Consider the following 11611-nt stretch of genomic DNA (forward strand, 5'->3'; position numbering starts at 1 on the left):
GTAGAGGCGGCCCTCCGAGGTGTTTCAACACTGAAGAGAAGGGTAAAACAATGGGTATCACGGAACGACTTGCTGCAATTCTACGCCCCAAGCGGTTTCTCGGTATAGTCGACGCGTTCTCAGGCAACAGAGAGCCGCATATGGCGAAGCCGCAGCTCAACTCTGCGCCCGCCAGTATCCCGCGCGAGCCCAGACTTATCGCTGAGGCTGCTTTGTGCATCTGGGAGTACATGATTGAAAGCCGCCCGGATGGGCCCCCCAATCCCCATGACGATACATGGTCATCTCTCATGGATCGCCTTTGGGAAAAGCACGGTACGGTGGAAATGCGGCACTATGCGTATCGCTTGGCGTTCAGTGCAATCGATGTCTTTGACATACTGGGAGCTGACTGGATTGAGGAAAAGGACATTCTGCCATACGACTGGGAGTTCATCCCCCTCGTGGTTCGCATGGCAGATTGGAATTCACTCTACGATGCCGACAACGGGCCCGAGCGGATCGCCGATGAGATCCGAAAAGCATATTCCGATGTGCAAAGTCATTGAGTCGCTTCCCCCCTTCATGTTGATCTGCAATACGGCGGCTGATACCCGCCTCCATTGGCCATGGGCCTCAAGCCAACAGGGACTCGAACCGTCTGCGCAACGCACAGATGCGACTGCTCGGCTGCTCGGGGGAAACGCGGCATCTCCTTCGTCGTCTCATCAATGCCACGATGCAGGAATCGGTGGGTAATGGACCAGACTGGAAGTGGAGATGGAAGGTGGAAAAGATGAAAAAACTTGCTGCCGCATGCCGCCGGGCGCGTCAAGGGTGAAGCTCCGCCCGACTGCGCTGGCCCATGACCCGCTAGGACGGAGAGGCGGCTCTCCGAGGTGTTTTCACAATTGAACAGAAAGGCGAGAAAATGGGCATCACGGAACGACTTGCTGCAATCCTATGTGTTTCGGCCCTTTAATTGCGGGACTTAGTCAAGCCTGCTTTTATCCATGCCGGGGTCATGGTCCTTTTCGAGGTCCTGGCTGTTGGTTTGGGATGGCCCGCCCTTCCGAGGACATCGAGTGTGATGTCATTTTTGACGGAAAGGAGCCGAGCCATGCAGATTTCCATACTGGGTATCGACATCGGAAAGAACAGCTGCAGCGTTGTTGGTGTAGATAGCCGCGGCGCTGTGGTTGTCCGTCGAACGATGCGGCGGCAGACATTGAGCGATTCGTCGAGAAGCTGCCAACCTGTTTAATCGCGATGGAGGCTTGCTGTGGTGCTCACTATCTTGGCCGGCTCCTTACCTCGAGAGGTTATGAGATCCGGCTAATGTCGCCGGAATACGTTCGCCCATATGTAAAGGTGCAGAAGAATGATGACATAGATGCCGAGGGCATTGCCGAAGCGGCATCTCGTCCGACGATGCGGTTTGTCGAACTTAAGAGCCAGGAGCCACGGCAGGAGTGCGTCGATTTCGCGTCTGGGCCAGCCGTTGGTGATGCGCTCTAGAGTCTGGATGAGACAGCCTTGGGGTCAACGCTGTCCACTTTCGCTGCACGCTAGATATCGAGAATCAGATCTGTGATAGGAATTGCTTGGCAAGTCAGGCAAACTGTTGGATCATCTGGTTCCGTTCCATGCAGATGGTGCACGGCGCCTGACACAATACGGACGGCGCAGCTCTCGCACTGACCGACGCGGCATCCGCTCGGCAGCGACAGACCCAGCTTGTCGGCAAAATTAAGCAACGTCCCTTGTGCCGCAGACCATGTATGCGGTTTCGATTGCCGAAAGGTCACTGAATAACTTCGGCCATCGTTGACCACCGGTCCCGGTGGCGAGCGAAATACCTCGCTGAAGATGTCGAAGCGCGGTACACCAAGGCCGACTAGCCCGTGTGCAAAAGCACTCATCATGGCCGCCGGACCGCACATATAGACAAGAGGCCGACGCTCGATCAACTCCTTGGAAAGACTGTTCGGCCCAAGGCGAGCGGTGCTATCGAAATTGCGATTTTCGAAATCCTCAGGAGAGGGCGAACTATAGTGATTGGCAACGCGCAAGCCTGGTAAACGCTCGCAGTGTCTACTGATCTCTTCCCGGAATGCATGCGTGTGGCTGTTCCTGTTGCCATAGTAGAGCCATATTTCGCTCCGGTCTCCATCGGAGAGGGAAGCAAGAAGACTAACAAACGGTGTTATTCCGATCCCTCCGGCAACAAGAACCAGCGGCTGCGTCGAGTTTCGCGGTAATACGAAGTTTCCAGACGGTGCCTTCAAATCAACGATGTCGCCTTCTTTTAGGCACCTGTTGATATGACTCGACATCCACCCTTCGAACGGAAGGTCATCTGGACCAACGCCCATTTGACGGCGGACCGCGATGCTATAGCTTCTGCGTGCTGGCACGTAGGCGGCGCCGGTCAATGAGTAGGCGCGGCATACGCCATCCTCGCCACCAATCCGGATCTGGATGTGCTGCCCAGGGTGGAAATCGGGAAGATACCCGTCATCAACTGCCTGGAACGTCACGCTACAAACGTCGTGTGCCTCCATTTTCGTTCGTACAACGTAAAATGGTCTGTAACCTTGCCAAACCCGCTGGCGTATTTCGGTCAGTGGGTCGAGCGCGATGTTGCAACGAAATGAACGATGAGGAACTGAGCCACTCACCGGATCCACGGCATCTGCTGATACGAGGTTGTTGAAATTGCTGTTTCCGAGGCCACGGATGGGATAGGCATCGCGATCAAGTTGCCGACCAGCCTGCCACCAGCCAAATTCAGCCACCACCACGTCGTTAGCAAGGTCCGGCACTATTCTGGCAACAAAACGGGCCTCGCCGTTGCGGCTAGATACTCGAATCCAGTCACCCTCGACGATACCTCTGGCGAGCGCAAGCCCTTGCCCAATTTCAGCAACTGGTTCCGGCGCACGCTTACGCAGAGAGGCTACATTCCTGTGCTGGCTGTGGCAGTAGTAGCCGTTCTTCGCAGAGCTCAGAACCAGCGGAAAGTTTGTTGAGGTGCCGTTGTTTGCATGGATCTCATCTTCGGCTGGAGGAATGTATGTCGGTATTCCAGGTTGGTCAATCCGGTGCAGAAGTTCGGAATAAAGCTCCACGCGTCGCGTTTCTGTATCGAAACCACGGATCCTGCTCGGGTCATCATGATGTGGCAGCTGGTACTTACGCTCTCGCGAATCAATGCTGCACTTGACGCCACCCGGGGTTGCTCTCAAAGTTGCGACTGAATGACCTAACGGCGCCAGCATGTGATCCCAGCCCGCTTCGAGGCTACCCCCAAAAAACTCAGCTCCCATTCCCAATCGCTCAGCAAGGTCGAAGAGGATCTCATTGTCGGAGCGGGATTCACCTCGTGGAGGGACCATACGAGGGCGAAACTGCACATGAGACGCGGCCTCGTCACTGATTTCGAAGCCAAAACGAAGTCCTTCATGTTCCCAAGGCGTGTTCGCTGGCAGTAGTATGTCGGCATACCGCGCGGCCGGTGTCTCGAAGAGGTCACAATGAACGTGAAACTCTAACTTAGCGAGCGCCTCCTCCGCCAGACCACCATCGGCCTGAGAGACGGGTAGATTTGTGCCGAAGGCAACCATCGCCCGGATCCGGTAAGGATCCGCATCGATGATTGCCCGGTACATATCACGTGCCGCCACCCAGCCCATCGCCGGTGGCCCAATCGGCCTCTGATCCGCCCCAAGCGCCTTTGACAACTGGTCCGCAGAGAGTTTATCCAACGCGTTTACGTGTTGGTAGAATGGCCCGCGTCGAACACGGTTGCCGCCAATTACGTCATAGCTGCCGGAGAGAGCGTAGAGGCAGGCGACCGCGCGCTCTGTTTGCGTCGCGTTGCTGTGCTGACCGATACCGGTCCACGCGTGATAGGCGATACGCCGGCCGCCCCGCAGTAGCTCCGTAGCCGCCGCTAGGACAGTCGGAGACACCCCAGTAATGTTTTCTACGTGAGCTGGATTATAGGGCTGGGCGGCGCGCGCCAGTAGCTCAAGCGCTGGAGAGCAGACTAACCCTTTCAGGGGGCCGCCGATGAGATTCACGCTTACCTCGCCACGCATCCGTACTCGCGTGCTGAGTTCTGGTGAGATCTTCTGCCTATCATCTACTACTGCAGGTAAACCCTGTTCGTCGTCCCAGACCATGTACCGGTTTTGTCGCGCCTGCGGCCAGAGCATTCGTTCGCGTAGAAAAAGACCGTTGTCCTGGCGCACGAGCAGAGGAGCGTTCGACCAGTAACGTAAAAAACTATCGTCGCAGAGACCGTTCTCGAGCATTAGTCGGATCATTCCCAGCGCAAGTGCGCCATCCGTTCCTGGTCTCACCGGCAACCAGACGTCGGCTTGTCTAGCGAACGCAGTGGGACGGGGATCGATTACGACAAGCTTTGCACCTCTGCTGCGACCAGTTGAGATGGCATCCGCCTGGGCGAGCCATGTGTTAGCGGGATTGTGTGCGTAGCGGCAATCTAGGTGAGATTCAGCGTCAATCAGGATGAGACTCGCGCCGGGGTGTGACGGAGTGAGGGCGTAGCCCGATCGTAGTCATACCCCGGCGTGGCGCAGATTTTCGGCGTCTCATGATCGCGGTCCGTCCGGTACATTTGCGGTTTTCTGAATTGGAGAACCAGTTTGTGCCGGGTCGCCATGTAACCGATCATCAGATGAGACTCTTCATGAAGTACCGACAAGCGCATTCCGTAGAGGTCGCCGCGTCAAAAGCGTCGATCAGCCGAGCCACTGCATACCGCCTCAACAAGGAGGTGCAATTGCCCTCGCAGGGCAAAGTGCCGCGAGGACGCCGCCGCCCTGACCCCTTGGTGCTGATATTCGAGACTGAAGTCGTCCCGCTGCTGAAGGCTGCTCCCGGCATCCGTGCCGTCGCCGTCTACAACGAGATGCTGCGCCGACATCCAGAACTGTCTGAAGGTATCCGCCGTACGCTTGAACGACGCATCCGGTCTTGGCGTGCTGTCCACGGCGAAGCGCAGGAAGTCATCTTCCGCCAAACGCATGAGCCGGGCCGATTGGGCCTGTCGGATTTTACCGACGCTAGCGGCCTTGGCGTGACAATTGCCGGCCGGCCGCTTGATCACCTATTTTATCACTTCCGGCTTGTCTGGTCCGGCTTCGAACATGCCCACGTCATTCTCGGCGGCGAGAGCTTTGTCGCGCTGGCCGAAGGGCTTCAAAATGCCCTGTGGTCCGTGGGCGGCACGCCGCTTTATCATAGGAGTGACAGTCTGTCGGCGGCATTCCGCAACCTTGACGCCGATGCCAAGGTCGATCTCACCCACCGATACGACCAGCTTTGCTCCCATTATCGAATGACGCCGACGCGCAACAACAAAGGCGTCGCACATGAGAACGGCTCGATCGAAAGCTCTCATGGCCATCTCAAGAGCGCTGTTCATGATGCCCTGCTGATGCGGGGGACCAAGGAATTCGACGACCTCGGCTCTTATCGCGCCTTTGTCGATGAGATCGTCAGCCGTCGCAATGCTGCCCATGGCAAGCGCATTGATGCAGAACGATCCCATCTGCAGGCGCTGCCCGAGCGCCGGACCACGGACTTCGAAGAGATTGTCGTCACGGTGTCCCGGACCGGCGGCTTCACCTTGCGCAAGGTCTTCTACACCGTGCCATCCCGCCTGATCGGCCACAGGTTACGAGTTCGCCTGTTCGACGATCGGCTGGATGTCTTCGTCGGCGGTACGCATCTGATGACGTTGCGCCGCGGACGCGGCCACCCCGACGGGCGGCACGATCAGGTCGTCAACTACCACCACGTCATCCATTCCCTGCGCAAAAAGCCGATGGCGCTCCGCGGCCTCGTATATCGCGACAAGCTCTTCCCGCGTCAGGAATACCGCAAGGCCTTCGAAGCCCTCATCGAGCATCTTCCCGACAAACAGGCTTGCAAGATCACCGTTGAGCTTCTGGCATTGGCTCATGACCGCGGTTGCGAGCGCGAACTTGCCGAAGAATTGGCCAGGACCCTGGACGCCGGCGATTTACCGGACCTGGTCGCCATGCGAACACTCTTCGGCCCGGATCCAGCCAAGCTGCCGACAGTCCATGTGCAGCTCGCATCGCTCAACGGTTATGAGGCCCTGATCGGGACGGGAGAAGCCGCATGATCAACACCCACGTGATCGACGAAGCACGGCTCGGCATCATGCTCAACGAACTTCGGCTACCGACCATCAAAATGCTGTGGCCGCAATTTGCCGAACAGGCAGACCGAGAAGGATGGCCAGCAGCTCGCTTCCTGTCGGCTATTGCCGAGCACGAGCTGGCAGAGCGTGCCAATCGCAGGATAGAACGGCATCTCGCCGAAGCGCACCTGCCGCCCGGAAAGACCTTGGACAGCTTCGCCTTTGACGCCGTACCCATGATCTCGAAGGCGCAGGTCATGGCAATTACCGCCGGCGATAGTTGGCTCGCCAAGGGAGCTAACATCCTCATGTTCGGTCCGCCCGGCGGAGGAAAGAGCCATCTCGCTGCTGCTATCGGCCTTGCGCTGATCGAGAACGGATGGCGGGTCCTCTACACCCGGACCACCGATCTCGTCCAGAAGCTGCAGGTCGCTCGTCGGGAACTGCAGCTTGAGTCTGCTATCGACAAACTCAACAAGTACGACTTGCTCATCCTCGATGATCTCGCCTACGTCACCAAAGATCAGGCGGAAACAAGCGTGCTCTTCGAGCTGATCTCGGCACGATACGAGCACAGGTCTATCTTGATCACCGCCAACCAGCCGTTTGGGGAGTGGAACCGGGTCTTTCCCGATCCTGCCATGACACTCGCAGCAGTTGACCGGCTTGTGCACCATGCCACGATCTTCGAGATGAACGTCGAAAGCTATCGCCGCAGAACAGCGCTCGAGGAAAAGCGCCAACGGGGCCGACCAGCCTCTTTCGCGACAATCAGGACCTCAGCCTTGCCTGTCGCGGAGCGGCAATCAGAAAATGACGAAGAACTTGTCAGCGGCAATCAGCGTGATAACTTGATCCCGACCGCGACCTAAGAATCTCATCCAGATTGTCGCCCGCGTCTCATCCTGATTGCCGCGCAATAATTGTGGCCCCACAGCATAATTGTTTCGGCATTCGGATAGTCCGCAGCAGGCATCCCACTGCCAAAAGTGAAGGCGTGCGCGAAGTCTTTGTGCCAGTTACAGATTTCCGTCCCGTAACAGGCGTTTGGGCTTCCGAAATGCCGGATGAAGCGTTCGATCCAGTCGATGCTATCAGAAATCGGAGTGCCACTCGGTGTTGTGACGGAGAAGGCAACGGCCTCAGCGCCACTTTGCGCCCGAATACGACCAAGGCTTGCTGCGGTTTCGGCAAGCGCCTCGTCCCAACTGATACGCACCCAGCCTGGATCGGTAGAACCTTTTGGTGTGGTGCGACGGAGCGGATAGAGTAGCCTGTCGGTGCTATGCACAATCTCTGGTGCTGCGCGCCCCTTCATACACATCGCCTTGCCAGTCGGATGTGAGGGATCTGGTCTCACCGATACCAGTCGATTGTTTTCGACGGTGTTAAGCGTTCCGCATCTGGAGCGACAGAGCGTGCAATATCCAGGTATCTCAGCTTTCACGGTCATGCCGCCGTTTCGAGCAGGTTGATGTCTTTAACATACTCGATCAGGTCTTCAATTGTGATGATCAACAGGCCATGGTTCTTCGCAAATGCTTCAAGTTGTGGCATTCGTGCCATTGTTCCGTCGTCGTTCGCAATTTCGCAGATGACCCCTGCTGGTGCCCTTCCAGCTAACCGAGAAAGGTGGACGGCGGCCTCTGTGTGACCTGCACGACCCAAGACCCCCATTGGATGAGCGCGAAGTGGAAAAATGTGGCCGGGACGAGAAAAGTCTCGGGAGGCACTTCCCTCATCAACGAGTGCGCGAACGGTCTTCGCACGATCCTCCGCAGAGATACCCGTCGAGGTCCCCGGCACGTAGTCGACCGAGACCGTGAACGCGGTTTTTAGAGTGTCAGTATTCTGCGAGACCATCAACGGGATGGCCAACCTATCGAGTCTTTCTCCCTCCATAGCGATGCAGATTAGGCCCCGGGCATTCCTCATCATGAATGCAATATGCTCCGTTAGAACTGCGTCCGCAGGGATGACAATGTCACCCTCGTTTTCGCGGTTCTGATCGTCGACGACGATAATCATCTGGCCGTCTCTGAGTCTCTTCAATGCTTCATCAATTGTCGAAACCGACATAGATCATCCTTTCGATTGCGAACTCGCATATGAGGCGAGCCTGTTTGACCTTGCAGCCGGTGGTTCGTCACGGTCGGCTCCGAGGACGAGCATAACATAAAAAAATTTGCTGGACAGACAACAAATTATTTGCTTTCGTCAAAATCAGCAAAAGGGGAGCTCAGTTGGTTTCAGAAAGCTCGAATGACCTGATAGCGGTGCGACCAGTGGGTTGGGCGCGGCCCGCGGGCCTGTCCTACGGAATGGTAGGCGCCAATCGTCGACATCTTTCAATTGCTGGGCAACTTGGAGGTGCTACAGGCACATCGGCCCCTTCAAGTAGGGCAAGCTTCGCCCAGGAATTTGTCAGATCGCTAGAGAATGTTGTCGCAGTCGTGGAAAGCGCCGGAGGCAGGCCCGCTGATATCGCCGCTCTGCGCGTCTACGTCACCAGTATTGATGATTTTAAGGCTGCACAACCGGAAATCGCGGAAGCATGGCGCACGCTGTTGGGGCGCCATTTTCCCGCAATTACCATGGTGGAGGTTTCCGCTCTTTTCGAGCGAAGAGCCCGTGTAGAAATCGAGGGCACCGCCCTTCTGAGAATGGAAGGATAATACAATGAAGTTCAACATCCTCGTCGTTCCGTATATGCGTGCCCGCCATGAGCGGGTAAAGCTTGCAGGTTCAGACCCTGCGCGCTTTCAGATTTTGATGGAGCAGATTAAGACGCAGATGCAATTTGCGGAGTCGCTCGGCTACGATGGCTTTTGCATGACCGAGCAGCATATGCAGGTAGAAGGTATCGAAACAACTACGAATCCGTTGTTCTGGAACTACTTTGTTGCCCAACATACCAAAAAGATGAGGGTTGGCCAGCTCGGGATGAACTTAACAGCGGTCAACCCTGTGCAGCTGGCCGAGAACATTGCAATGCTGGATCACTTTACGGGGGGGCGCGTTTTTGCTGGCTTCTCTCGAGGCAACACGCCGCGTTGGGTGGGCACGTTTGGCCAACACTTAGGCATCACCTCCACGGATTCTGACAAGTCTGCATCCGACGAGCGAAACCGCGCGATTTTTTACGAAAACTGGCGGATTGTGAAGGAGCTATGGACCAAACCAACCACGTCAATCCAAGGTGAGTTTTGGAAGATTCCGCCGGAGATGGACTGGCATTTCGCTCCAACCAAAGATTACGCATCGGAAACTGTTGACGAAAATGGGCGACTCCGGGAGGTCGGCATCGTTCCAAGGCCCCTCCAGCAACCGTACCCGAATGTTTATGCTCCATTCAGCCACAGCATGGAGACTGTTCGCTTTTGGGGTCGGGAGGGCGGCAAGATGGTTTCATTTGTCACTCAAGAAAAAGAACACTTCATGCCAATCGTTGCGGAGAACTACGCTAAAGCTGCCGAAGAGGTTGGTCGCACAACAACGGTGAACGAGGCGATCGCTATCGGAGGGCATCTGGTTCTCGGACGAAACCCAGCGGAAAGTGCCGACATCAAGGCGGGCTTTCTAGAACTCTTCAAGTACGCCTATGATGCGCCGCCATATAATGTTCCGGTCGGACGTTTGTGGGAAGGTTCGCGTCAACAAGTGGCTGACGAGATCGGGCGATTGAAAGAGACTTTCGGAGTTACCGAGTTCTTCCTCTGGCACCACGTCGGTTACTTCCCCGAAGAAGTTGAGTTTGGAATGCTCGAGGAATTCGCGGCTGCCGTCGGCATGGCGTCATAGCGGACGTATGGAAGCTGGTTTGAGCAGGAGATATTTATGTTGACCTTTGGCGAACTAATATACCGCAACGGTCTTTACTGGGGTGATAAGGATGCCTTCGTCGAGCTAGACAGACGTTTGACTTGGCGTGATTTTCAGGTTCGTACAGACGCCTTGGGCTACGTGATGCGTCGATTAGGCGTGGGCCAAGGGGACAGGGTTGTCGTTCTTTCCTCGGACTGCATAGAGGTGGCCGAAACCTTCGGGGCGTGTATGAAGGTAGGAGCAGTTCGGGTAGGGCTGAACCCTCGCCTTGCTCCGCCCGAGATCACCGCCTTGGTTGCGGATTGCAGTCCCACGGTCATCTTTGTCCATCAAGACTATTTTCCAGTCATCGACCATGCAGAAAAAATTGGGATGCTATCGCAGGGTCCGATGCGCCAAATTCGCATCATCGAATTCGGGTCAGCAAGCAGCGAATACGAACGCCTGATTACGGGCGAATTAGATCAGCCTGTCCTGGTGCAGACGCCGCATCCGGTTGCAATGATCGCCTATACTACTGGCTCAACCGGGTTACCTAAAGGCGCGATCTATCCTCATCAGGCCTTCCTTCAATCAATCTTTTACATAGCAATGCTAGAAGGCATAGATCCTACTACTCGTTGGCTCCATGCCATGCCTGCTGCAGGCATTCCATTGATGCACTTGATGCGGAATATATTCCATGCCGCTGCATCGGTCATTGTCGGTTCCTGGTCTGCTGAGCAGGCTCTGCTTCTCATAGAGCGCGAGCGAACCACGAACGTAGTGCTCGTCCCGACAATGTTAAATTCCTTATTGGAGTCTAGTAAGCTGGGAAGCACCGATACCAGCTCAATGCGGCTGTTCGGCTATGGAGCTTCGCCACTCCCTCCCAAGACAATAAAAGAAGCAATGCGAGCCTTCGGGAAGCCGTTTTTGCAGATGTTTGGAACTACTGAGCTGATGGGCATGTCGATGATGCTTTTCCCGGCAGACCACGAGCTCGGTCTCCGAGAGCGCCCTGAAATTCTGGCGTCGGCAGGAAAGCCACTCCCGTTCATTGCCGCTCGGGTTTTGGACGAGCAGGGGCAGGATGTATCGACCGGGGATACAGGCGAGCTGGTTTTGCGCAGCGACACACAGTTCTCGGGGTACTGGAATGCCCCAGAGAAAGATGCCGAGGTGATCAGAGATGGTTGGATACACACAGGAGATATGGCGCGACTGGATACAGCCGGCTACGTTTATCTCAGTGATCGCGCCAAGTTTCGGATCAAGACAGGCGGCTATAATGTGTTTCCCACGGAAGTAGAAAACGCGCTAGCAGAGCATCCAGCGGTCAACGAGGTTGCCGTAATTGGGTTGCCAGACGAAAGATGGGGCGAGCGCATTCACGCTGTAGTGAGCCTTTCTTCAGGTAAGGAGGCAAGCCCTGATGAACTGCGTGATTTTTGCCGAGACAAGATCGCCACCTTTAAGGTTCCGAAAACAATTGAAATTTGGCCAGAAATTCCAAAGGGCACAACCGGAAAGATCCAAAAGCGCACCATCCTTGAGCATTATGCTGCTTTAAATGAGAAGTGCGCCTCATGACGGAGGGCCCCGAACGTCAATTCCTAAATTTCCTCC

At 56.0% G+C, this 11611-nt stretch carries 9 protein-coding genes and 1 pseudogene; 7 read left to right on the forward strand and 3 right to left on the reverse strand.

Features of this window, described 5'->3' with window-relative positions; translation table 11 throughout:
- Positions 1-50 precede the first annotated feature (50 nt).
- Both ACTJJ7_RS11530 and ACTJJ7_RS11535 read left to right on the forward strand, forming a co-directional pair.
- Positions 51-548, forward strand: a complete 498-nt coding sequence (locus tag ACTJJ7_RS11530) for a hypothetical protein (protein ID WP_353574337.1) — start codon at positions 51-53, stop codon at positions 546-548.
- 551 nt (positions 549-1099) lie between these two features.
- Positions 1100-1437 (forward strand): annotated as a pseudogene (locus ACTJJ7_RS11535) (IS110 family transposase); the annotation flags it as partial.
- Positions 1438-1547: 110 nt separating this feature from the next.
- On the opposite strand, the gene ACTJJ7_RS11540 reads toward ACTJJ7_RS11535, so the two are convergent.
- On the reverse strand, positions 1548-4517 hold the full coding sequence (locus tag ACTJJ7_RS11540) for a molybdopterin dinucleotide binding domain-containing protein (RefSeq protein ID WP_440967225.1): 2970 nt from the start codon (positions 4515-4517) through the stop codon (positions 1548-1550).
- Positions 4518-4654: 137 nt separating this feature from the next.
- On the opposite strand from ACTJJ7_RS11540, the gene istA reads away from it, so the two are divergent.
- Both istA and istB read left to right on the forward strand, forming a co-directional pair.
- Positions 4655-6160: an IS21 family transposase gene (gene istA, locus ACTJJ7_RS11545; RefSeq protein WP_434782063.1), complete on the forward strand. Its 1506-nt coding sequence runs from the start codon at positions 4655-4657 to the stop codon at positions 6158-6160.
- Positions 6157-7050, forward strand: a complete 894-nt coding sequence (istB, locus tag ACTJJ7_RS11550) for an IS21-like element ISRel5 family helper ATPase IstB (protein WP_148148570.1) — start codon at positions 6157-6159, stop codon at positions 7048-7050. Before istA ends, istB begins: the two co-directional genes overlap by 4 nt.
- Before the next feature lie 5 nt (positions 7051-7055).
- Here the strand turns inward: istB and ACTJJ7_RS11555 are convergent, their stop codons facing one another.
- The gene (locus tag ACTJJ7_RS11555; RefSeq protein WP_434782060.1) at positions 7056-7631 is read right to left on the reverse strand and encodes a molybdopterin-dependent oxidoreductase; all 576 of its coding nucleotides are present in this window, start codon (positions 7629-7631) and stop codon (positions 7056-7058) included.
- Positions 7628-8257 carry a 3,4-dihydroxy-2-butanone-4-phosphate synthase gene (ribB, locus tag ACTJJ7_RS11560; protein ID WP_353574548.1) on the reverse strand — a complete coding sequence of 210 codons (630 nt, stop codon included), beginning with the start codon at positions 8255-8257 and terminating at the stop codon, positions 7628-7630. Before ribB ends, ACTJJ7_RS11555 begins: the two co-directional genes overlap by 4 nt.
- Positions 8258-8421: 164 nt before the next feature.
- On the opposite strand from ribB, the gene ACTJJ7_RS11565 reads away from it, so the two are divergent.
- From ACTJJ7_RS11565 to ACTJJ7_RS11575, 3 genes are read left to right on the forward strand one after another with little or no spacing between them, the layout of a single operon-like run.
- Complete coding sequence (locus ACTJJ7_RS11565; protein WP_353574547.1) at positions 8422-8853, forward strand: RidA family protein; 432 nt, start codon at positions 8422-8424, stop codon at positions 8851-8853.
- 4 nt (positions 8854-8857) lie between these two features.
- Positions 8858-9979 (forward strand): LLM class flavin-dependent oxidoreductase, encoded by a 1122-nt coding sequence (locus tag ACTJJ7_RS11570; protein WP_353574546.1) that lies wholly within the window; start codon positions 8858-8860, stop codon positions 9977-9979.
- Between the two features lie 36 nt (positions 9980-10015).
- Positions 10016-11575 (forward strand): class I adenylate-forming enzyme family protein, encoded by a 1560-nt coding sequence (locus tag ACTJJ7_RS11575; protein ID WP_353574545.1) that lies wholly within the window; start codon positions 10016-10018, stop codon positions 11573-11575.
- Positions 11576-11611 lie beyond the last annotated feature (36 nt).

It is taken from the genome of Phyllobacterium sp. 22229 (genome assembly GCF_052056495.1).
In the GTDB taxonomy this organism is placed as follows: domain Bacteria; phylum Pseudomonadota; class Alphaproteobacteria; order Rhizobiales; family Rhizobiaceae; genus Phyllobacterium; species Phyllobacterium myrsinacearum.

Bases quoted from the DNA above. Each gene is read 5' to 3' on its own strand.
- ACTJJ7_RS11530 (WP_353574337.1), top strand. From the start codon at position 51: ATGGGTATCACGGAACGACTTGCTGCAATTCTACGCCCCAAGCGGTTT.
- istB (WP_148148570.1), top strand. From the start codon at position 6,157: ATGATCAACACCCACGTGATCGACGAAGCACGGCTCGGCATCATGCTC.
- ACTJJ7_RS11555 (WP_434782060.1), bottom strand. From the start codon at position 7,631: ATGACCGTGAAAGCTGAGATACCTGGATATTGCACGCTCTGTCGCTCC.
- ribB (WP_353574548.1), bottom strand. From the start codon at position 8,257: ATGTCGGTTTCGACAATTGATGAAGCATTGAAGAGACTCAGAGACGGC.
- ACTJJ7_RS11570 (WP_353574546.1), top strand. From the start codon at position 8,858: ATGAAGTTCAACATCCTCGTCGTTCCGTATATGCGTGCCCGCCATGAG.
- ACTJJ7_RS11575 (WP_353574545.1), top strand. From the start codon at position 10,016: ATGTTGACCTTTGGCGAACTAATATACCGCAACGGTCTTTACTGGGGT.